A 22,030-nucleotide genomic window follows, 5' to 3' on the forward strand; every position below is an offset into this window, starting at 1 on the left:
TTGAGCCACAATCGGCATGGGGTGAACGATCGCGCAGGGTTCAGCGCAAACAAAAAAAGGCGCCGGTGAGGACGCCTTTTGTTTGTCTCGGTTTTTTACGGCTCGCCATGCAATCGGCAGCTACGAAAACGCCGGGCTGATTTCGGCGGATTTCGCTGAGTAGCTTGCCACTCGTGCCGAAATCCACTGCCTGCTGTAAGCCAGCACATGGTCAGCAGTGGCGGTCGGGAAGTGAATGAAGCCATGCGGACACTCTGGCAGCACGTACATCTCCACCGGCGCCGCTTGCTGCCAGCGCTCAGCGATGAGCCGCGTGTCATCCAGCAGCGGATCGAGGTCGCCGGCAAACAGCAGTGCTGGCGGCAGTCCGCTGAAATCACCATACAGCGGCGACAGCGGTGGCTGGCGTCGTTGTTCGTCGCTGATATCCGGCGTGAGCAGGCGCAACGCTTCGACCATGCCGGGGCCGTCGAGCACCAAGGTATCGGCTGGCGCGGTGCGCACGCTGGGTGTGCCGGTCAGGTCGTAGACGCCGTAATACAGCAGCGCGCCGCAGATCCGTCGCAGCAGTTCTGGCGAAGATTTGAGGGCGAGCAGGGTGGCCGCCGCCAGATGTCCGCCGGCCGATTCACCGACGACGACTACGGGCAGCCCGGCAAATTCAGCACCATTCAAGATGCCGCGAGTGGCCCGAAGACAGTCCTCCAGCAAACCCTCGATTGGCGTCGACACGGCCAGCCGATAATCCACCGACACCACTGCCACGTCGCAGGTGTTGACGATGGCGATGTTGAAGTTGTCGTTCATCTGCGCATTGCCGATCACCCAACCGCCACCATGGAAATCCAGCACCACGCCTCTGGTTTTGCCCTTGGGGCGGATGATGCGCACGGGCACCGTGTCGATGATCTTCCGTTCGGCGCTCAGCCCATGCTGGCGCAGCTTGCCGTCGCCGCCGAGCTGACCCGTTCGCAGCAACGCCTGAATCAGCCGTGGAGTGAGGCGATTGCGGATCTTGAAGCGCGGCAGCCAGGCGAGTTTTTTGTTGAAGGCGCGAACCTGCGCCAGTTCGCGCTCGCCTTGTGGCCACGGAAAATCGCTCACAGGCGATTCTTCATCAGGATCGAGCAGTTCAGCGCCGCCGCAACGCACAGCCACGCCAGGTACGGGAACAGAATCAGCCCGGTGACCACGTCCAGTTGCAGTGCGAGCACGACCATCACCGCGACTACCACCCACAGCACCGCCAGAATCACCAGCGCCGCCAGCACCTGATGCGCGCCGAAGAACACCGGCGTCCACAGCGTGTTCAGGGCGATTTGCGCGGCCCACAAGGCCAGCACCGTTTGGCTGCCGGGGATCAGGCTCAGGCGATAACCGGCCCAGGCCAGCAGCAGGTAGATGATCGTCCACGCTACGGGAAAGGCCCAGTTGGGCGGGGTGAAAGAGGGTTTGGTCAGCGATTCGTACCAGGGGCCGGGTTTGAACATCACGCCAGTGGTTGCCGCCGCCGCGCAGGCCAAGAGGAAGATGAAAAAGGTCATTGCCAGTCCTTAGCTGTGATCAGCTGTTATGGAGAGTTAAGAAGAGGACGCTTCGCTGCGCAAAAAGTTTGTTCGCAAATGCAATTTGGCAGTCAGGTTGAACTAAAAGCTGACCGCTGCGTCAGGATAAACACTGCCTTTTCCCACCGACGCGGACGACAACATGTACACCTATCACATCGAATACCGTTTCAACGGCGAGCCTCGTACTTATCTGCTCGAACTCAAGGAAGCGCAACTGGCCGAGCACGACGCGGCGATGCATCTGCTCGAACTGCATCTGGGCGATGCCGAAAACAGCCTGGTCATGCCCACGGCGGATTCGACGCCAGAGCAGATTCTCGAGCAGGCTGAGCGGGTAGGGATTACACATATCCGGGTGGTCAGCCGGACCAATTGACCTTCGAATGCGGCGCAGGCGTCAGCAGAATGTGCTCTGAATTCAGGCCATGCGCCGCAATACCAGCACCATCCCCGCGCCCACGAGGCCCATGCAAGCGATCAGCACGGGAAAGGACATCCACCATGGGACGCCGGACGTCATCATGCTGAACTCCGACATGCCACCGATGCCGGCGATCAGGTTCAAGGGAAGGAATACGACGTTGATCAGTGTCAGCTTGCGCAGGGCCCGGTTCATGCTGTTGTTGGCAAGATTGCCGTGGGATTCGATGAGGTTGGCGAACACCTTGGCGTGAATTCTGGCCTGCTGGAAGCTTTGTTCGTTTTCCACGATCAGATCATTCAGCGCAGCCAGTTGACCGTCGCTGAAGCCCTGACGCTGACCGTGGTTGCGCAGCAGCGTCAGCACCGCACCGTTACTTTGAATCGCATTGACGTAGTACACGAGGCTTTCGCTCAGGTTGTACATCTGCGCCAATTGCTGATTGTCCATCGCCCGCGTGAATTGCTGTTGAATCTCCCGGGCGATCTGTTTGACCACGCGCAAATGCCCGAGATAGTGGTGAACGCTTTCTGCGAGTAACGCCATCAGCACGTCCAGCGGCCCGGTCATTTGCGCATCGTGCTCAAGACCCGAAAGCAGCGAGTTGCTCGCGCAAATGACCACCAGGCGTTTTTCGCTCAGCACCACTCCGAAGGACGAAACGTTGAATGCGCGCCCGTCGAAGCTTTCCGGGCGCTTCCAGATCAAGAACAGGTGATCTGGCTTGACCTCGATGCGGGCGACTTCATCAGGGTCCAGCGACGACTCTATCGCTTGCGCGCCGATGCCCAGGCGTCTGTGCAAATCCAGTTGCTCGGCTGCGTCCGGGGCGACACACAGCCAGACACTCGCCTGGTCTTCGGATGTCCCGTGCAGGGCGCCGCAATCAATGCAATAGCCTTCAATCATTGCTCACCACGCTTGGCCACGGTGTTTGAGCTCGAGCCTTTGCGTGAACGCTTGCAGCACGCGCCGATACAGTTCGTCGCCCAGCACCGCGTCTTCGATGCCAGCATCGAGGTTGGGGTTGTCGTTCACTTCGATCACCAGCACCCGATCACCCGCCTGCTTGAGGTCGACGCCGTAGAGGCCGTCGCCGATCAGCCGCGCCGTCTGTACGGCGAGCTGCACGACTGCGGGCGGGGCTTGCTCGACCGGCACCGCCTCGCACATTCCGTTGATCTCGCCGGGCAGCGCCTTGTGGTTGTAAATCTGCCAATGCCCCTTGGACATGAAGTATCGGCAGGCATACAGCGCCTCGCCATTGAGCACGCCGACGCGCCAGTCGTATTCGGTGTAGCAATACTCTTGCGCCAGCAGCAACACCGAGTGTTCGAATAACTCCTGCGCGGCCGTGGCCAGCGCTTGTGCATCGGCGACCTTGATCACACCCCGTGAAAAACAGCCATCGGGGATTTTCAATACCAAGGGAAAACCGAGGCGACGCCCTGCGTTTTCGAGTTCCTGCGGACGATCCTTGTAGAGTATTTCCGTTGCCGGCATGCCCAGCCCGCGACGCTTCAGCAAATCGGCCAGATAAACCTTGTTGGTGCAGCGCAGGATCGACGACGGATCGTCAATCACCACAAGGCCTTCGCTTTCGGCCTTCTTGGCAAACCGATAGGTGTGATCATCAACCCGCGTTGTTTCGCGGATGAACAGCGCGTCGAATTCGGCGAGACACGCGTAGTCCTTTTTCTCGATCAGCTCGACATCGATACCCAGCTGTTCGCCCGCAGCGATGAAACGCTGCAATGCCTCGGGGTTGGACGGCGGCAGGGCTTCGTCAGGATCATGCAGGATGGCCAGGTCGTAGCGGGCCACACGTTTGGAGGCGGGCTGACGCCATGTCCTGCGATTGAACGCATCCAGTGCATCAGCGAAAACATGCTGCTGTTCATCGCGAAGTTTGTGCAGTGCACCGGCCTTGATGCCTGCGATCTGCCAGGTCTCACCACGGCGGAATTCCACCAGCAGGATAGGGCAGGGAAACGCCTCGAACAGCTGGCGGCCGATCTCTTGCAGCGGCTCGATCGAGGCCTTGCCGAAGTACAACGACAGCGTGAAGGCCTCGGTTTCGCCGTACGGGTGGTTCGCCAGTGCCCGCTCCAGCGTGCGTTGCAGATCATTCAGCCCCACCCCGTAAAGCGCTTTGCGCGCCAGCTCGCTGACGGTGCGTACCGAGGGGAAAACCTTGTGTCCGCGCGCTTCGGCCAGCAATGAGCAGTAATAGCCCTGACCGAGGTATTTGTAATTGCGGCAGAGGTTTATGACCTGGGTGCGATGAGGAAAATCATCGCTGTGTTCAAGGTAATCCTGAGCCAGCATCAGGCTCTCGCTGGGCAGGTAATCAGCCCAGTCATCCTTGCGTTCGACCAGTATGAGCAATCGACTTCCCGAGGGCTTGATACTGGGAGGTTCCTCGCTGAGGGAGATTGTCGAATGCTCGGTTTTGTCTAATACTTCGTTCACGTTGGCTTGCACCGCTGACATGAGTAATGAATCCCTGTTGAAGAAGACGCCGCTTCAATAAATCACGGGCCTTTCGGTCTGTCCCGGTTCGTTACTCAAACTTTACGGTGCGGTCATGTCTTTTGATTTTCGCTTTGCATCCACTGACGATATCGACGATCTGGTCGAATTGGAGCGGGTGTGTTTCACCCTCGACCGGTTGAACCAGCGCAACTTCAGCTGGATGCTCAGTCGAGCGAATGCTGCGCTGATTGTCGTCACCTCGGGCGCAACACTTTGCGGTTACGCGCTGGTGCTTTTTCACCGTGGCACCTCACTTGGACGCCTGTATTCGATTGCGGTCAGCCCCGCCTGGCGCGGACATGAGCTTGGCCAGCGTCTGTTGGAAGAGGCCCAGGCCTGCGCGTTGGCGCGCAACTGCGCATGGCTGCGCCTGGAGGTGCGCGCTGACAATACCGCTGCCATTCGCCTCTACGAAGCCAACGGCTATCAGCGCTTTGCCAGCGTCGAGGACTACTACGAAGACCACTGCGAGGCGTTGCGCTACGAGAAACGCATCCTGCGCGAAACACCAGCGCCCGCGCGCCAAGTGCCGTATTACCAGCAGACCACCGAGTTCACTTGCGGCGCCGCGTGCCTGCTGATGGCGATGTCTGCCATCGATCCGACCCGTGCCATGACCCGAGCGGAGGAAATCCAGCTATGGCGCGAGGCGACCACCATTTTCATGACGGCGGGGCACGGTGGCTGCAGTCCTCAGGGCCTCGCACTGGCGGCCTGGCGGCGCGGCTTCGATGTGCGCCTTGAGGTCAGTCACCCGGGCTCGCTTTTTCTTCACGGCGTACGCAGCACGGAGAAGAAGTCGATCATGAAACTGGTCGAGGACGGGTTTGCCCAGGAACTGGCTGCCACGCAAGTCGAGCAGGTTCTGGGTGATTATCTGCAGATCGGCGCTGCGTTGGCGGCCGGATACAAACCGCTGGTGCTGATCAGCAGCTACCGATTCACCCGCTTGAAAGCGCCGCATTGGGTCATCATCACCGGGTGTGACGAGGACTTCGTCTACTTGCATGATCCTGATGTCGACCACAGCAAACTCAAGCGCGGCCTGGACTGCCAGCACTTGCCGGTCAGTCACCAGGAGTTTCTGCGCATGACGGTGTTTGGCGTCCAGCGGGTTCGCGCAGCCGTGATGCTGCGCTCCCGTTGAGGAGGGGTGGCTAGGCGCCGAGCACTTCCTCGCCGATACAGCAGCGATCCCTGCCTTTCTGCTTCGCGGCATAAAGCATTTTGTCAGCCGACTCGATAAGAGTGGCGGGGCTCACTTCATGTTCGGCTGGCTTGCCAACTGCAATACCTGCACTGGCGGTGACGTGACCCAGCGGATGGGCTCTGTGCTCCATCCGCAAGGATCGAATGGCCTCGAGAATTTCCTCAGCCACAAGCGCCGCCCCACGAATATCGGTATTGGGCAGCAACACGGAAAACTCCTCGCCGCCATAGCGCACGGCGAGATCACCCGGCCGTTTTACTGCTTGCGCAATGGCCTGTCCGACAGCGCTCAGGCAATCATCACCTGCCGCGTGCCCATAGCTGTCGTTGTAGAGTTTGAAGTGATCGACATCGATCATGATCAGTGAGATCGACGAACCCTGGCGCCTGGCCAGACGAATTTCGTCAATCAAGGCAGTGTCCAGTCGCCGACGGTTGGCCAGCCCGGTCAGGCTGTCGGTCAACGCCATGTCCTTCATGGCCTGGTGTGCCCGGCGCAGATCCTTTTCCATCACCACTCTCTGGCGCAATTGTCTCAAGACGATCAGTCCGAAGACCGTGAACGCGGTAATCACCGACATCAACACGAAACCGGTTTTGATCAGGTCCCAGCGCCACGGCGCAATGATCGATTCGCGGGAAAGTCCGGTTTCAACCACCAGTGGATAGGTGCTTAAAGCTCGGTAACCATACAGACGCTGGGTGCCGTCGACGACCGCTCGGACTTCGGCGATCCCTTGACTGGAAAAGGGCAGGTAGTTCTTGAACACCTCACTGTCGGCGAGGCTCTGACCGATTACCGAAGCGATGAAAGGACGACGCACGAGAATGGTGCCGTTGCGCAGCGCCAGCACCAAGGCACCCTTGTCGTCGATTTTGAAATCGCCGTAATAGTCGACGAAGTAACTGACTTTGATGGTGCCAAGCAGCACGCCGGCGAAGGAGCCGTCCGGGTTATTCAAGCGGCGGGAAATCGGAATGATCAGGTCGTCTGTGGATTTGCTTTTGACGACATCACCGATACGCACGTTTCGATCGGTGTTGGCGCGGTGATACTGGAAGTAGTCGCGATCGGCATTGTTCGCAGGGTCCGGAATCATTTCCTTGTCGGTGACGATCCATTTGCCGTCCGGGCCGTAGATAAACAGTCCATGCAACTGCGGCATCAACTTGGCTTGCTGGACCAGCAGGTTGTGGATGCGCGCTACGTCGATGTTCTGCAAGCCATCACCTTCGACGCGCTCGCCCAGGGCGGCGGTCAACACATCGACCTGGCGGATGGCGTCTTCGGCATGTTGCGCGGTTGCCCGCGCGAGGTTGGTGACCGAATCACGCGCCGACGAGAAGGCTGCATGATAGTCACGCCAGGTTCGCCATCCCTCCACGCCGAGAAACGCCAGAATGACCGTCAGCATGAAGATGACTGTCAGGCGGAAAGCGGCTATCTCGCTGGCAGCTTTGATGGGAGCGGTTTCTGCGGCGTCATGCCCCTTGGTTTTGGGCATCTTACGACCGAGCATTTGAGGGTCCTTATGCTTGTCATCTCTCATCTCTTGAAAGATGACCATCCTTTTCCACCTGGAATTCAATTTACTGCCTTGGCCAGGCGGTCGCGATTGGATCGTTCAAAGCCGTGCCGGGTCAACATCTGTAATTGAAGCGCGCCTTGAGGTGAGACTTGTGAGCGATATCATCACGGCCGATGACTTGAACATCGACCTGCGCAATGCCAACGAAACCGGCCTGTTCAAATGGCTGCTGGCCAGTTTTCTGATGGGCAAAAGGATTCAGGGCGCCATTGCCGCCAAGGCGTATCAAGTCATAGTAGAGCAGCATCACCAAGACACCCCGCAAAAGCTCGCGCAGTGTACGCACCGTCAACTGGTGTCGATGCTGGGGCAGGCGCGTTACGTGCGCTACGACGAAAGCACGGCGTCGCGACTACTCGCGCTGGCCAACAAGCTCAATGCCGAGTACGCCGGTAAGGTCAGTAACATCGTGGCCGCGAGCGCGGACCGTAAGGCGCTGGAGAAGCGCCTGTCCGAGTTCGAGGGGATAGGGCCGAAGACCGTCGAGATCTTCATGAGGGAAGCGGCGGCGGTACTTTTCTGAACGCCCGGTTCTGCAGTGAAGACGGTGGCAACACTCGGCTCACAGAGCAGCAAGTCTTCCCGCCAGTTCGCGGTCAATGGATGGCTGCCACCTCCGATTGCTGGACTGTGGCTTGATCGGCGAAATTATTCGGCAGCAGGGTGCCCAAGCCGAATACATTCACCGCCATGCTGACTTTCAATCCTCGACAGGCCTGTTTGCAGTCGAGCTCGAAACCCGCAGATGCCTGTTCCATCAAACGTTGAAAATGTTCAGAGGTCAGTGCCAGGACTTTGCTGCTTTTCATGTGGTTTTCCTTGAGCAAGTGGCGACCCCGGTCCGGGGCCGCCGGACGGGTTCAGACATCTTTGCCTTGTACATAACCGGAGCCCAGGTCAGCACCGGTCACCGGCTCGCTGAGTGGGTCAGAGGCTGTACGGGTCTTCATCGCTTCCAGCACCTGTTCGTCTTCAGCCGGAAGGCTGACGGTCGCCAGACCGTCGCCGCCGTCGACCGCAGGCTCCGGGTTTTCCACGTACTCCCACGCACCGCCCTCGTTCCAGGGGCCGCGCACATTAGGCTCGCCAGACATGTTGAAGTACTTGTTGGTGAACTCCGGCATCCCCGGCAGCTTGCCCTGCGGAAAGTTCGGCTGGATTGAATGCAGGGCTTTTTCGAAGGACTGTTGATGGGCGATTTCCCGCGTCATCAAAAAGCCAAGCGCCTCTTTCACGCCCGGATCATCGGTAATGTTGATCAAGCGTTCGTAGAGGATTTTCGCCCGCGCTTCGGCTGCGATGTTCGAACGGAAGTCGGCAGTAGGCTCGGTGATCGAATCCACATACGCCGCTGTCCACGGTACTCCAGCGGAATTGACCAGAGGCGCGCCTGCGCCGTAAAGCAGGCTGGTGATGTGCGAGTCATTACCGGCGCCATTCAGCGCGCGGTACAGCTCGCCTTCCTCTTGAACGCCCTCGGCGAGTTGACCCTTGGCACCTCTGTTGAGCATTACGATGATCGAGCCGACTACCTCCAGATGGCTCAATTCTTCGGTGGCAATGTCCAGCAGAAGGTCTTTGCGCCCCGGATCTTCCTCGGCCAAGGCTTGGGTGAAATAGCGCGCTGCTGCGGCCAGTTCGCCATTGGCGCCCCCGAATTGTTCCAACAGCAGATTGGCCAGACCCGGATTGGGCTCGGCCACGCGAACGGTGTACTGAAGTCGCTTGTTATGTATGAACATTCAAATTTTCCTCAGACCAGGCTATCGCGCTTTTGCCCTGGTGGGCGTTAGCGCATGCATAGTTGTGAGGAGTGGGTGGAGCGGAAATTTCGTTTATTGCAGGCCGGCTGGACGGACGGCAGAGGGCGGAAAGTTCCGGAAACAGGACGGTTGGCTTGACCCTGTTCCACGACCAATGTGGGAGCGAGCCTGCTCGCGAATGCGGTACGTCAGTTACCGATTTGGCGGCTGATCCAGCGCTTTCGCGAGCAGGCTCGCTCCCACAATGATTCGTTGGCAATCAAGCTATCTTCAACGCCCTCAGCACCACCAGCGTCTGCTCGGCGAATACCTGCGCCTGTGCGGTCAGCGCGGCGATATTGGCTTCGGCAGTGAGCAGCGGCTGGCCGTTGTCTACCAGCACTTCACCTTGTTCGCTGATCACACTCCACGCCAGTTGCGCCCATTCGGCTGGCTGCTGTTTGCCTTGCTTGATCGAGATCAGGAACAGCTGCTGGAAGCGGCTGACCGTCACGCCACCGCCAGTGACCGGGCTGGCCAGGGTCTGGATGTTGGCGCCGTACAGCGAGCGTTTGCACAGTTGCAGATTGAGCGCGGCGCAGCGACCGCTGACCTGCGACTCGGCGGCCTCGCTCTGGCACGGAGCGACAGCGCCCATACCGATCAGCACGGCCAGGGCTTGTTCGAGGTCGTCGTAAGCCAGCGCAGCCTCGGACAGCAATTGGCGCATCGATTTGGCCGCATAGTTCTGTGCCGCCAGTGCATCGAGCACCGGGCCGTAAATCTCCGGTTGTAGCGTCGCTTCGCCGGCGGGACCACTGACCGAGCCCGCCACGGTTTCCCAGGGTTGCAGCAGCACGAAACGGCTGTGCAGCATCCTCGCGCGGCGTTCGGCAGCGGACAGGCGCGTCGCGCCACGCACGTACAGGTCGCGGCGGAAGTGCTGGTTGACGAAGTAGTCCCGCGCTTGCTCGCGCATGATCGGATGTTCGATGGTTTCCAGAAAGTCCATGCCTTCAGCGCTCAGGTTGAGCGGGGCGACCGAGTCCAGCGGCACTGCCGTGGTGGCGTAGTCGAGTTTGGCCGGGGCCAGCGCGTCGACCATGTCGGCGAAGTACATGCAATTCCAGTCACGGTTGAAATACTCGTGGGCGACGTAGTGACGATCCTGACCCTTGATGCTCTGCAGCCGCGCGCCGAGACTCGGCGCCGCCGCGGCGTATTTCGGGTTGGCGGCGAGCAGTGCTTCGGAAAATTGCAGTGCGGCGTCGATGCGCTGGTCGGAGCGCGACGAGGGATTGGCGAAACGATCGTGCAGGCTGAACAGATTGCGCAGCGGCGCCGACGGCGACCAGCCGGGGAAGCAGTTGTAGCTGACGTAAAGCATGCCGCCCGGTTTCAGGTGACGGCGGGCGAATTCGACGATCAATTTCTGATTGTCGCGGCTGACCCAGGTCCAGATGCCATGCAGGCTGATGCTGTCGAACTGCGGCAGATCATTACGCGCCAGCAGCTGTTCGAAGCTGTCGTCATACAGGCGGGCGCCGTTGTTGGCGGCAGTCGCGAGTTCGATGGCATGGGCCGCCATACCCGGGTGAAAGTCCGTACCGACAAACGAACCCGGGTTGGCGGTGGCGTGGATGTTGATCGACACGCCCTGACCGAAGCCCAGTTCGCAGTGCACGCCGTCGTTGCTTTCCAGCGTGGCAAAACCGCGCAACAACAGGCAGTAACGCAGGAATACCGGATTGATCTCCCGGCTATAGCTGTAGGTGTAGCCTTCGTCGGTGAAATAACCTTCGTTCCAGGCGTTGCTCATGAGGGCGGTCTCTTGTTCTTGAAAGTGATGGCAGTCTTATAAGGGGTTGTCGCTGCGCGCGACAAATTGAAAAAACGGATACTTCCCCAAACCCTGTGGGAGCGAGCCTGCTCGCGAAAGCTTTTTTTCAGTTTGAATATAATCGGCTGACACGCCGCTTTCATGAGCAGGCTCGCTGCCACAGGGATCTTCAACACATCCAAGCAGGATTGATGGACCGATCACGCACCCCACGGCCCATTCGCGCAGGCATTTTGTAGCCAGCCGAAACTGTCATATTCCCTCCCGCTCGTCTGCCCATAGTGACCAGCCCAACGCTGATTTCATGAGGCTGCACTGTGTTCCAACGTCTTCTGTGTTCGCTGTCCGTTCTGAGCCTGTCCATCGCCGCTGCCCACGCGGCCGAGCCTGTCAGCCTCGACACGCCGCGCTTGAGCGGCATCGACAACTTTCGCGACATCGCCGGCATCACCACCGCGTACTCCACCGCCCACGACGGCGTTATGCGCAGCGGCGTGTTCTACCGTTCCAACGCACTGACGCCGTCGACGGCGGATCTGGCGACACTCAATGGGCTTGGCATCAAAGCCATTTACGACTTGCGCACGCCCAGCGAAATTGCCGCCACGCCCGACACGATGATCACGGGCGCGGCCTATCGCAATATCGACATCATCGGCAGCACCACCTCTGGTGCGGACATCACCAATATCTCCTTCCACAGCGCCGCCGAGGCCGTGGCGATGATGGAGGAAACCAACCGCGCCTTCGTCAGCGATGCCGGCATGCGCGGGCAGTTCGGCCAGTTGTTCAATGAGCTGGCAAGTGTCGACGCCGCGCAGTTGTTTCACTGCACCGCCGGCAAGGACCGCACTGGCTGGACCGCCGCGGTGTTGCAGAGCATCGCTGGCATTGATGAGGCGACGATCATGGCCAACTACCTGGCGACCAACGACTACACCGCCGCCCGAGTTGCCGCGACCTTGAAAGCCTTGCCGCCGAGCATGGCCGCTGTCTACGAGCCGCTGCTCGGGGTGCAGGCCAGTTATTTGCAGGCGGGTCTCGACCAGGTCGCCGCCGAGTACGGCAGCATGGACAACTACCTCAAGCAGGGCCTCGGTCTGTCCCAGGAAACCATTTACGTGCTGCGCGGCAAACTGGTCGAGTACAACAGCTTGCCGGGGCAGACCGGGCTGATCGGCAATGCCGCCGCTGGTGCTCAACTGCTGCAGCAGTTGCAGAATAGCGAGCTGTCCGGCACCTACAGCGCCTACAACTACTACCTGCAATCGGCGATCGACGCCGGCAGCCTGGGCGGTGTCGAATCTCAAGTCGGCGGTCAGGTTCACGCTGATGCGGCCAGTTATCTCTTGCGGCAGAACGCGATGATCGAACAAGCCGCCGCACCGTTCGCCAGCGGCAGCGATCTGAAGATCGGCCAATACCGCCTCTGGAGTACCGCGCTTGCCGGCTACCTCGGCACGGACGGCTCGGCCCATACCGAGAGCAGCAACGAACACAGCCAGGGCCTGATGCTCGGCATCACCCAGCGCTTCAGCGAACAACTCAGCGCACGCGGCGGCTTTGGCTACAGCAAGGGCAGCGTGGGCGGCGCGGGTGGCGAGGCCAATACAGACTTCACCTTCCTCAACCTCGGTGCGCGTTACGGCCTCACCAGCCTTGAGCGCGGCATGTTTGTCGATGCCAACGCCAGCGCCGGATACGTCGACTACGACAGCAAGCGCGAGCTTGGCGGTGGTCTCGGCACTGCCAAGGGCGACACTCACGGCAATCTCACTGGCGCGACCGTGGCGTTGGGTTATCGCCTGCCGCTGAGCAGCGTGATTGTCGAACCGAGCCTGGGCTTTCGCGTCAGTCATCTCGACTTGCAAGGTTTCAAAGAGAAGGGCAGTGAACTGGCGCTCGACGTCGACGGCATCAAGCAAACCCGCCGCAGCGCGGTGGCCAATCTGGACGTGTCATTCGCCCCGGTGACGATGGGTGCGTGGCAGTTGGTCCCGGGCGTTCGCGTGGGCTATGAACGTGCGCTCGGCGATCAGCAAGTCGACAGCGAAGGCCACCTGCTGGGGCTGGATATCGAGCAGCGCGCGGCGTTCGACAATCGCGACCAGTTCAGCGGCGGCGTTAATCTGATGGCCAACCTCGGCGCCCTGAGTGTGGGCGCTGAGGTCGGGGCCAACGGTGGCGGTGACAGCCATGGTTTCAATGGCGGACTCAAGGCCAGTTACGCGTTTTGAACACAGCGAGCCCGGCAAATTGCCGGGCTCTTGCGCTCAAGCATGCTGCGCACGCGAAGGTTGCTGTGTGCGTGCCGGTGGCGCGGTGGGTTCGGGCAGGGAGGCGACATGCACGGTGCGCGCCGGGAAGGCGAACGTCGCGTCCAGCTCGGCCACCGCTTCCATGATTGCCAGATTGATGCGTTGCTGCACGTCCATGTAGACGTTGTAGCTGGCGTCCAGAACGATGTACACCGTTTCGAATTCCAGCGCGCTTTCACCAAAACTGCGGAAATGGCAGCGGTCGAAGCGCGCCTGTTTTTCGTTCTTGATGATGCTTTCAACGCGTTGAGTGATCTGGCGGATCTGTTCGCTGGTGCACTCGTAAGTCAGACGAAACTCGAACACCACTCGACGCTCCTGCAAGCGTTTGTAGTTCTGAATGGTGCTGCCGATCATGTCGGCGTTGGCCATGACAATCTGCTCACCGCCGAGACTGCGGATGCGCGTGGTCTTCAGGCCGACGTGCTCGACCGTACCGGCCAGCGTGCCGACGACGATGAAATCGCCCACCTCAAACGGCTTGTCGACGGCAATCGACAGCGAGGCGAACACGTCGCCGAGAATGTTCTGCACCGCCAGCGCCACCGCGATACCGCCGACACCCAGGCTGGCGACGAATGCAGTGATGTTGACGCCCAGGTTCGACAGCATCGCCAGCAGAATCACCGCCCACAGCAATACCTTGACGCCCCACAGGCTCAGGGTCGCCAGGGCGCTCGCTTGAAAGGAGCCGGTCGCGTTATGCCGCGAAAAATAGCGATGCAGCCCCAGCGCCAGTGCGCGGTTGGTCCACAGGCCGACCTGCAACGCCGCCACCACGAACCACAAACTGCTGACCCGCCCGAGCCAGCGCTCCGGCAAATCCAGCAAACCGATACCGACCAAGATCGATGCCAACAACAGCAACGTGGTGCTGGTCGCCGCCAGCACTTCGCTGGCCATGTAGGTCAGATGCCCATTGCCGGCAGTGGCCCGCGCCTGCACCTTGCGGAAAACGAAGCGGATCGCCGTGGTGGTCAGCAGATAACTGAGCGTTGCGGCGAGCAACGCCAAGACCCAGTTCGCCAGTGAAATTCCCAGAAGTGTGTGCGTCGTGAAAAAGCCGATGAAATCCTCAGTCATTGAAACCCCCTTGCGAAGCCTGCGACGACGCTGGCGCAGAAGCGCAGCGCCGGCCGCAGCCAGGTAAACGCCGCCTGAATCGGCTATGCCGTCAAGCGACCTGTCTGGGGTTAGTCGTCCTGAGATTCCTGCTGTTCAATCAAATGCAGGTTTCGCCGGACCGAATGGTCAACGCCTGGCCTTCAGCTCCGCTGGGCTTACGCCGTAAGCGCTTTGAAAATACTGACAAAAGCGCCCGACATTACTGAAGCCAAAGCTCAACGCCACCTCCGTCACAGAGCCTGCATGCCCGCGCACCAACGCCTCATAGGCGCGCTGCAAACGCACCTGCCGCTGATACGCGACGATCGACATCCCGACAAAACGCCGAAAACCTTCCTGCAAGGCGCGCTGGCTGACATGGCTCAACCGCGCCAGGTCCACGCCACTGACCAACTGCTGCGGATGCGCCTGAATAAACTCCATCGCCACCTTCACATGTCGCGGCGCCACACACGGTGCCGGCCGCCGTAATGCCTCGGTGAAATTGTGCGGCCACGCCTCCAGCACCGCATCGATCAACATCTCGCGTAAGCGCGACGGCATCAGCGTGCCACTGTTGATCAAGGCATCGAACTCAGTGCCCGTGGCCAGATCAATCAACGCCTTGAGGCCCTGAAATGCCGGGGCATTCAGATCCACGCTTGGCTCAAACACGATCTTCTGCACGATCGGTTTCTCCAACAGCGCCGACAACCGCTCGGTGAGCTGCAGACGATTGATCGAAATGCCGTGATGCGCGTGATCGTCAACAAAACGCATCGAACTGATATCCGCCTTGTCGATCGCCAGACCGACATGCGCCATGCCGATGGACTCGGTGGCGTGGTTGAAGACGATCTTGCCGGCGGTGGGAATGACGAAAGTGATTTCGTTCTGCGGATCGGGGAGGGTGACGCTGAAATCGCCGTGGTAATGCATACGCCGAAAACTCACCCCGTCGTGCCGCCCGTAGACCCCGCCGATGATGATGTTGGAGGGCGGCGGCGGAGTATCGGCGTAGCGGTTGCCGAAGAGCCTGGAGAACAGGGCGCCGAAGTCGGAAGAGCTGAGGTTGTCGGAGCGCAGGATGATTTTTTGCCGGGTTGGGGATGCAGTTGCGATGGGCGGCATTTTGGAATGCGGGCTCTTGGGGCGACGGGAGGGATGGGAAGATTAGTGAATTGGCGTGACTGTCTGGTGACAAGGCTTTGGAGTATCGTTTGCTTTCGACTTCAGCGGTCACTTCTGATGAATCGCCAATTCGGCGCCAGCACTACATGGTTAAGTTGAATGGTGTGAGTTTGCAAAATTGAATGGCGGCGACGCTACCGAACTAAATCGAATTGTGTCCGATTGCTTTACAGTTTGGGGATGGATAGGTGGGAGTGCTATTGGCTTTATAGTAATCGAATATATTGTCGATCCGTTCCGTGTCTAATATAAGTCCGGTACTTCTATAGCGCTTCAATAAGCGAAAAGGTGATAGTTATGAAAAAGCTCCTTTTTTGTGCGGTTGCCATTCTATTTATGATTGGCTGCGCTTCGTCCGGTAATCAAGCTGCGCTCGACGCCCATGCGGACGCGCCGGCGACCGCAAAGCAGCTAACGGGCAGCGAAATAAAAACTACGGTCATAGGCCGAAAATATTCCAGCGTAACGTCCACTGGTTATCCTTTCTCTCAAGTATTAAGCGCTGACGGAACTGCACAGATTCAGATCTCCAGCGAGTCCATGCAGTCAGGAAGTTGGGTGATTACGGGGGATGTGATCTGCGTTGCCTATCAAAAATACGGCAAGGAATGCAGCAGGGTTTTAACAGGCGGGGGCGCGATTTGGTTTGTTGACAGTACGACGAATAAAACCAACAACAAATTTACCGTTAATTAAACAAGAGACTATATGGGCGTCCAAGGCCTGATTGCTGCGTGTTGCTAAAAGAAGACTTTGCTGCTTCGACTCGCTGTGTCGTGCACGCCTGTGCATTTTGGCTGATTGCTATTGATCGTAAGCAAACTGATCAATCAACCCCAAGCGAGGAACACGCGTATCGGGCCGCAACAAAGCGCCAGGAGCAATCACAGCGTTTGCGCCAATCTTGCAGCCGTCACCCACCAGCGCTCCAAACTTGCTGACGCCTGTTTCGATCACCTGATTTTCGTGGCGGATCTTGATATCGGCTCCGTCCAGTTCGTTACGGTAGTTGGCGATGATCGCACCGGCTTCAATATTTACCGCTTCGCCAATCAATGAGTCGCCGACGAAGTTGAAGTGGGCAAGCTTGCTGCCATCGAGCATGAAGGTACTTTTCAGCTCACAGCTGGGGCCAACGATGCAGTTTTTGCCGAGGTATACACCTCCCCGTAGATAAACCCCCGCCGCGACGAAGCAGCCTTCGCCGATGATGATTGCGCCTTTGAGAACGGCGCCTTGCTCAACGATGGCGGTTTCATGAATCGCACAATTGTTGTGGCGCCGGTATCCCGGGCCGAGCGTTTCAAGCAATTCCAGAATCCGGCTCTCGCAATCCTGAACCACCGCCCAAGGGGCAGAGGAGTCCACGCCCAGTAATGGCCATTGAGCGATGTAATCTTCGATTTTTGGCGATTTCATAAGAATCTTCCGAATAAGTGAGGCGTGGGTGGACTGTCGACGACTTGAACGACTCGCTACGCCTGCCAGTCGTACCTGTACAAGCATTTTCAAGGTACGGCGCAATGGATAAGACAATCACCGTGGATCAACTGGCAACCACTGATCTTGAATCAATCAACGAGATATGGCTCGGCGGGACTCATACCCAGTTATGCCTGTGGCGTGGAGAGCAAGTCTTCACCCACGAAATGCTCAGCGAGGGCACCCATGACCAAAATGTTCGCCGCCTGTGCTTGCAGTTGGTTGACCCTGACGATCGAGACGCAGTGGCCCGGGTTGAGGCGATAGCGCGCGAACGACTGGAAGAAATGGGCAAGCAGGGCGAGTTTTATCCGGCCGAGGAGGCGGACACTCGTCAATAGCCGCTCTGCAGCTGATGTAAAGCGCTGCTGCTAAAGCAGCGCCTCAAGCGTGCTCTTCAACCCTGCGCACATCCCCCAACGAATCACGCTGCATCGATTGCAAGTTCTTTTCGATGGTTTCGCACAGCGCTTCCATCTGAATCTGGTGTTCGCTGTGGCGAAACGGGCTTTGCAGATCGGTGCCGATGCGCTCGATGGCCAGCAGCATGAACCCGACCACGGTCGACGCCAGCGGCGTGAACCAGCCGAGGGATTCCACCAGTCCTATCGGGACGATCAGGCAGAACAGCGAAATGAACAGCCGTGGGAAATACACATAAGGGTAGGGCAGCGGGGTATTGGCGATTCGCTCCATCCCGCCCTGACTGTTGGACAGATCCACCAGGGTCGACTCAAGCCGCGCCAGGCGAATACTGTCCAGATGCCCGGCCTTGTATTCGCGAGCGAGCAAAGTCGCCGAGCCGGTGAGGATATCGTTGGCAAAGTTATTGGTTGTGCCGCTGCGGGCGAATTCTTCGGCGGGAATAAACGCCCGTACCTCTTCGGGACACGGCTGACCTTGCAGGTGCGCGGCAAGACAATTCACATAAGCAACATGGCGGCGCAACAGCGTGGATTTGACCGGGTTCACCTCGCCACCAGCGTCGTCCAGCAGCGTCAGCACCTGCCGGGCGAAGCTGCGGGAATTGTTGATCATCGACCCCCACAGCGTCCGTGCTTCCCACCAGCGGTTGTAAGCGCTGCTGTTGCGAAAACTGATCAACACGATCAACGCCGAACCGAGCAAGGTCAGCGGCATCAACGGCAGGTTCAGTTTGGCGTTGAGGAACAGCATGAAGTCGACGGTGACGGCGATGTCCCAGAGCAGCAACCAGAACAAAGACCAGCCCACGTAACCCAGGGTCTTGATGATCAGACGGTATTTTTTGACGATGGCAGCTTTCAAACGGAAACCTCGTGGCGAGCTGTTTGCTTAAACGCTTAAGCTCGGACGATGGATGGCACCGGCAGTTCCCTGGTGGAGCGGTCAGCCGTCAGTCAGTCTGTAAAGTCTGGCCCTGTGCATGGCGAATGCTTTCGAGAAAAATCCTCGTCTCTCGATTCGACCGCGCTACGCTGGGTTTTGCCGCGCTCCCGCCACACTGGCTCGGCGGTCCGCCCGTTCGCCGAGTCGCCATCCCAGCAGACCCCACAGCAGTGCACACAACGCGCCGACCAATGCCGCCATGCCTGCACCTTGGCTGAGGGCGTCCAGCGCGCTTTTCGCCCAGGCACTGATGGCATCGCCGGCGCGGTAGACCACTGTGTCGATGAAGTTCTTCGCCTTGTACTTGCTTTCGGCATCGAGCGGGGCAAACAGCATCTCTCGGCCTGGGCGCACGAAGGCGTACTCACCGATGCGGCGCACGATCATCAGCGCGGCGATCAGGCCAAAGCTGGGCGCGAAGATCAGCCCGATAAACCCCGCGCACATCACCAGCGGCACCATGGCCAACAGCACGCCGACGCCGAGCTTTTGGGCGAGGCGCCCAGTGATAAACAGCTGACAGAGCAGGGCGCCCGCCTGCACGACAAAGTCGATGATGCCGAACACGCGCACCTGCGCCTCGCGGTCCGGGAAGTGTTCGGCGACGACACGTGCCTGCTCGAAGTAAAGGAAGGTGGAGACTGTCGCCAGCAGCACCACAAAGCCGCAGATGCCGAGCAGATAGGGTGATTTCAAAACGGCCGTCATACCGCTGAACGGATTGCCCGGCAACGGACTGCGGGGGCTTTCGCTCGGCGCGGCATCGGGGCGTCCTGCGCCACCCCGTTCACGCCAGCGCATCAACTGGCGCTTGAACCACATCGCAGCGGCCAGCAGAACAGCGGCCAGCAGCATCAGGCCGGACTCGCCCAGCGGACCGATCAGCAAGGCGCTCAGCGCAGGGCCGCTCAGGCCGCCGACGCTGGCGCCCGCCGCGATGAACGCGAACAGGCGTTTGGCCTGGGCACTGTCGAATACATCGGCCATCAGGCTCCAGGCGACCGATACGACAAACAGGTTGTAGACCGATATCCACACGTAAAACACGCGCGCCAGCCACGGGCTTTCCTCGCCCAGGAACAAGGCGGCGAACAACAGCAGATTGGTGCAGAAGAATCCGTACACCCAGTCCACGAAATGCAGGCGCGGCACGCGTGCGCTGAGCCAGGCGAACAGCGGCACGGCCGCCAGCATGACCAGGAAGGTCGCGGTGAACAGCCACTGCAAGTTCTCGACGCCGGCAGTGATGCCCATCGATTCGCGGATCGGACGGAGCATGAAATAGCCGGCGAACAGGCAAACGAACAGCAGAAAGCCATTGAGCGCAGGGCGCAGCTCGTGAGCCTCGGCATTGATGATGGCGCCGGCGCGGTGGGCGAGAAGAGACGTATCCATGTTGCGCTCCTGTAGGAGTGTCGAGGCAATGGCACGGGGCCTGCCCGTGCCAGCGGGCTCAGCGGTAGGTGACGCCGGTCAGTCGCTCGGAGAGTTGCCACAGTGTGGCCGAATTCGAGCGATCGGCAGCGGCCGGCGGCATCTTGGCGAAGCCCAGCGGCCCGCGCTTCTCGTTATCACCGGTAGGCCCGTAGTAGGCACCGCCGACAGCCTCCAGCGCCGTCGCCGCATATAAGGTGGGCAGCGCGCCCTGCGCTGCGGAATGATACAGGTCCCGCTCTACAGCCCATTGTTTGCCGAATTGACTGTCCAGGCCAGGCCCCCGGGCGATCAGTTCGGTCACGGCAACGCCGGGGTGAGCGGCGATGCTGCGTATTCCCCAACCGGCGGCATCGCTGCGCTGCTGAAGCTCGATACTCCACTTCAGAACCGCCAGTTTCGATTGGCTGTAGCTGGCGAAAGGGTCGTAAGCGCGCTCAGCCTGCAGGTCATCGAAGTTCAGGCTTGCGCGCCCGGCGGCGATGCTCGACAGGCTGACCACCCGACCATCGTCGCTTTTGCGTAGCAGCGGCATCAGCAGGCCGGTCAAGGCGAAATGCCCCAGGTAATTGGTCGCCAATTGCATCTCGTAGCCATCAGCGGAAACGCCTCGAACAGGCGGCGACATGATCGCGGCATTGTTGATCAGCACGTCGAGCCTCGGCAGGCGCCCTTGCAGACGGTTGGCGAGGTCGCGCACCGATTGCAGATTGGCAAGGTCCAGCGTTTCGAATTGCACGCGCGCCTCGGGCACGGCTTGCTTGATCTTCGTGATCGCTTCGCGGCCGCGCTCGGCGTTGCGTGCGGCGATGATCACCTCGGCACCGGCTCGGGTCAGGGCCAGCGCGTCTTCATAGCCCATGCCGCTGGTGCCCCCGGTCACCAGCACGATGCGGCCTTTCTGGCTGGGCATGTCGTGGGTTGACCAGTCCGGCTTCGGCTCCGTTCGGGAAGTCGCCTGCGCAGCCAGTGTGCCGGCCATCGCGGAAATGGCGAACAGCATTCGGGCGGCCTTGAGAAGGCGTTGGGTCGCGGTATTGCTCGGCGTAGCGGGTGAATGGCTCATCGGGGGATTCTCATTCGCGTGACAGGTTCCCGGTTGGCGGGGCGAGTGAGCAGTATCGGTGTACGAATGCCCGAGGATAAGTCGGGCATTGGTGGATGGCCCGTACGGTATGGCGTACAGTCAGGCGCCTGCGGAGGAAGCATTCATGCGTAAACCAAACCTTACCGATGTGTCGATATTTGCTGCGGTGGTCGAGGCGGGGGGATTTCGTGCTGCCGCGCAAAAGCGCGGGCTGTCCGCCTCGTCGTTGAGCGACTGCATGCGCCGGCTGGAAAGCGATCTGGGCGTGCGCCTGCTCAATCGAACCACGCGCAGCGTCACGCCGACGGCAGCCGGCGAGCGATTGCTCGAGCGCCTGCGTCCGGCCTTGCAGGAAATCGACGCCGCTTTCAACGATCTGGACGACGATGCTCAGCGCCCGGTCGGCACGCTCAAACTCAATGTGCCGGTGCCGGTGGCACGCTTTCTGTTGCCCGACCTGCTGGCGCGTTTTCTGCGCCTTTATCCAGGGATCAGTGTCGAAGTCGTCATGGACAACACCTTTGTCGACGTCAACGCTGGCGGGTATGACGCCGGCGTGCGCTATGAAGAGAGCCTGGCCAAGGACATGATCGCCGTGCCTATCGGCCCGCGTCGCCAGCGCTTTGTTGCAGCTGCCGCCCCGGGCTATCTGGCTGAACGAGGGACACCCAATCACCCCGAAGAACTGCCGGGCCATGACCTGCTTGGCCATCGCTTCGAGAGTGGCAAAGTCGGCGTATTCGAGTTCCATCGAGACGGCCGTATCGTGCGTATCCCGCCTCAGGGGCAACTGCTGACGTCGTCGCACGATCTGAAAGTTCGCTCGGCCATCAACGGACTGGGCATCGTCTATACCTTCGAGGATTTTCTACGCGAGCCACTCTCCGATGGTCGACTGGTGCCGATTCTCGAGGACTGGTGGCAGGCCTTCGACGGCCCGTTTCTTTACTACCACGGCCGCCGTCACATGCCTTCGCCGCTGAGGGCGTTTGTGGGTTTTTTGCGGGGGGAAGGGCGGATTGCGGAGAGTTTAGGTGTTTTCGGCGCTGTTTCGTGAGGTCAATGTATGGTCTGCCAGCAGGGCGTCGATGGCGACGGGTAGCAATCGGCCAAAAGCGGCCCCTGGCGCCAAGCAAAACTCA

Annotated in this window: 21 protein-coding genes; 7 read left to right on the forward strand and 14 right to left on the reverse strand. The window is 59.8% G+C overall.

From position 1 onward, the window contains the following. Positions 1-120: 120 nt before the first annotated feature. Both FEE99_RS15810 and tspO read right to left on the reverse strand, forming a co-directional pair. Complete coding sequence (locus FEE99_RS15810; protein ID WP_041480511.1) at positions 121-1,104, reverse strand: alpha/beta hydrolase; 984 nt, start codon at positions 1,102-1,104, stop codon at positions 121-123. Continuing rightward, positions 1,101-1,544 (reverse strand): tryptophan-rich sensory protein TspO, encoded by a 444-nt coding sequence (gene tspO / locus FEE99_RS15815; protein WP_041480509.1) that lies wholly within the window; start codon positions 1,542-1,544, stop codon positions 1,101-1,103. The genes FEE99_RS15810 and tspO overlap by 4 nt, the downstream gene beginning before the upstream one ends. A gap of 163 nt (positions 1,545-1,707) precedes the next feature. Here tspO and FEE99_RS15820 point away from each other — a divergent pair, with 163 nt between their 5' ends. Then, on the forward strand, positions 1,708-1,944 hold the full coding sequence (locus tag FEE99_RS15820) for a hypothetical protein (RefSeq protein ID WP_016774354.1): 237 nt from the start codon (positions 1,708-1,710) through the stop codon (positions 1,942-1,944). Positions 1,945-1,986: 42 nt separating this feature from the next. On the opposite strand, the gene FEE99_RS15825 is transcribed toward FEE99_RS15820, so the two are convergent. Then, positions 1,987-2,898, reverse strand: coding sequence for a magnesium transporter CorA family protein (locus tag FEE99_RS15825; protein WP_041480505.1), 912 nt, complete (start codon positions 2,896-2,898; stop codon positions 1,987-1,989). A 3-nt stretch (positions 2,899-2,901) separates the two neighbouring features. Further along, on the reverse strand, positions 2,902-4,482 hold the full coding sequence (locus FEE99_RS15830) for a RimK family protein (RefSeq protein ID WP_041480503.1): 1,581 nt from the start codon (positions 4,480-4,482) through the stop codon (positions 2,902-2,904). A 94-nt stretch (positions 4,483-4,576) separates the two neighbouring features. On the opposite strand from FEE99_RS15830, the gene FEE99_RS15835 reads away from it, so the two are divergent. Beyond that, positions 4,577-5,671 carry a GNAT family N-acetyltransferase/peptidase C39 family protein gene (locus FEE99_RS15835; protein ID WP_041480501.1) on the forward strand — a complete coding sequence of 365 codons (1,095 nt, stop codon included), beginning with the start codon at positions 4,577-4,579 and terminating at the stop codon, positions 5,669-5,671. A 10-nt stretch (positions 5,672-5,681) separates the two neighbouring features. Here FEE99_RS15835 and FEE99_RS15840 read toward each other — a convergent pair whose 3' ends face one another. Continuing rightward, positions 5,682-7,253, reverse strand: a complete 1,572-nt coding sequence (locus FEE99_RS15840) for a sensor domain-containing diguanylate cyclase (RefSeq protein WP_041480499.1) — start codon at positions 7,251-7,253, stop codon at positions 5,682-5,684. Positions 7,254-7,413: 160 nt separating this feature from the next. Between FEE99_RS15840 and FEE99_RS15845 the strand changes: the two genes are divergently transcribed. Continuing rightward, positions 7,414-7,845 carry a DNA methylase gene (locus FEE99_RS15845; RefSeq protein WP_041480498.1) on the forward strand — a complete coding sequence of 144 codons (432 nt, stop codon included), beginning with the start codon at positions 7,414-7,416 and terminating at the stop codon, positions 7,843-7,845. A gap of 73 nt (positions 7,846-7,918) precedes the next feature. On the opposite strand, the gene FEE99_RS15850 is transcribed toward FEE99_RS15845, so the two are convergent. From FEE99_RS15850 to FEE99_RS15860, 3 genes are all read right to left on the reverse strand, one after another. After that, entirely contained in the window at positions 7,919-8,131 is a 213-nt protein-coding gene (locus tag FEE99_RS15850) for a hypothetical protein (protein WP_041480496.1), read from the reverse strand. 51 nt (positions 8,132-8,182) lie between these two features. Next, positions 8,183-9,064: a manganese catalase family protein gene (locus FEE99_RS15855; RefSeq protein WP_041480494.1), complete on the reverse strand. Its 882-nt coding sequence runs from the start codon at positions 9,062-9,064 to the stop codon at positions 8,183-8,185. A gap of 280 nt (positions 9,065-9,344) precedes the next feature. Beyond that, positions 9,345-10,883, reverse strand: a complete 1,539-nt coding sequence (locus FEE99_RS15860) for a class I SAM-dependent methyltransferase (RefSeq protein ID WP_041480492.1) — start codon at positions 10,881-10,883, stop codon at positions 9,345-9,347. Between the two features lie 338 nt (positions 10,884-11,221). Here FEE99_RS15860 and FEE99_RS15865 point away from each other — a divergent pair, with 338 nt between their 5' ends. After that, the gene (locus FEE99_RS15865; RefSeq protein ID WP_041480490.1) at positions 11,222-13,141 is read left to right on the forward strand and encodes a tyrosine-protein phosphatase; all 1,920 of its coding nucleotides are present in this window, start codon (positions 11,222-11,224) and stop codon (positions 13,139-13,141) included. 36 nt (positions 13,142-13,177) lie between these two features. Here FEE99_RS15865 and FEE99_RS15870 read toward each other — a convergent pair whose 3' ends face one another. Together FEE99_RS15870 and FEE99_RS15875 are read right to left on the reverse strand one after the other, a co-directional pair. Continuing rightward, positions 13,178-14,305: a mechanosensitive ion channel family protein gene (locus FEE99_RS15870; RefSeq protein ID WP_041480489.1), complete on the reverse strand. Its 1,128-nt coding sequence runs from the start codon at positions 14,303-14,305 to the stop codon at positions 13,178-13,180. A 168-nt stretch (positions 14,306-14,473) separates the two neighbouring features. After that, on the reverse strand, positions 14,474-15,457 hold the full coding sequence (locus FEE99_RS15875; RefSeq protein WP_041480488.1) for a helix-turn-helix transcriptional regulator: 984 nt from the start codon (positions 15,455-15,457) through the stop codon (positions 14,474-14,476). 357 nt (positions 15,458-15,814) lie between these two features. On the opposite strand from FEE99_RS15875, the gene FEE99_RS15880 reads away from it, so the two are divergent. Next, positions 15,815-16,213 carry a hypothetical protein gene (locus FEE99_RS15880; RefSeq protein WP_041480487.1) on the forward strand — a complete coding sequence of 133 codons (399 nt, stop codon included), beginning with the start codon at positions 15,815-15,817 and terminating at the stop codon, positions 16,211-16,213. Positions 16,214-16,321: 108 nt separating this feature from the next. Here the strand turns inward: FEE99_RS15880 and FEE99_RS15885 are convergent, their stop codons facing one another. Then, positions 16,322-16,936, reverse strand: coding sequence for a transferase (locus FEE99_RS15885; RefSeq protein WP_041480486.1), 615 nt, complete (start codon positions 16,934-16,936; stop codon positions 16,322-16,324). Between the two features lie 104 nt (positions 16,937-17,040). On the opposite strand from FEE99_RS15885, the gene FEE99_RS15890 reads away from it, so the two are divergent. After that, positions 17,041-17,340 (forward strand): hypothetical protein, encoded by a 300-nt coding sequence (locus FEE99_RS15890; RefSeq protein ID WP_041480484.1) that lies wholly within the window; start codon positions 17,041-17,043, stop codon positions 17,338-17,340. A 43-nt stretch (positions 17,341-17,383) separates the two neighbouring features. Here the strand turns inward: FEE99_RS15890 and FEE99_RS15895 are convergent, their stop codons facing one another. From FEE99_RS15895 to FEE99_RS15905, 3 genes are all read right to left on the reverse strand, one after another. After that, positions 17,384-18,286 carry a bestrophin family protein gene (locus tag FEE99_RS15895; RefSeq protein ID WP_041480483.1) on the reverse strand — a complete coding sequence of 301 codons (903 nt, stop codon included), beginning with the start codon at positions 18,284-18,286 and terminating at the stop codon, positions 17,384-17,386. A 165-nt stretch (positions 18,287-18,451) separates the two neighbouring features. Continuing rightward, positions 18,452-19,762, reverse strand: a complete 1,311-nt coding sequence (locus FEE99_RS15900) for an NTP/NDP exchange transporter (protein WP_041480482.1) — start codon at positions 19,760-19,762, stop codon at positions 18,452-18,454. Positions 19,763-19,820: 58 nt separating this feature from the next. Continuing rightward, a complete protein-coding gene (locus FEE99_RS15905) occupies positions 19,821-20,867 on the reverse strand; it encodes an SDR family oxidoreductase (protein WP_041480481.1) in 1,047 nt (348 codons plus the stop codon). Positions 20,868-21,012: 145 nt separating this feature from the next. Between FEE99_RS15905 and FEE99_RS15910 the strand changes: the two genes are divergently transcribed. Continuing rightward, entirely contained in the window at positions 21,013-21,945 is a 933-nt protein-coding gene (locus tag FEE99_RS15910) for a LysR family transcriptional regulator (protein ID WP_041480633.1), read from the forward strand. Positions 21,946-22,030 lie beyond the last annotated feature (85 nt).

Source organism: Pseudomonas sp. ef1 (assembly GCF_007293365.2).
In the GTDB taxonomy this organism is placed as follows: Bacteria; Pseudomonadota; Gammaproteobacteria; order Pseudomonadales; family Pseudomonadaceae; genus Aquipseudomonas; species Aquipseudomonas siliginis.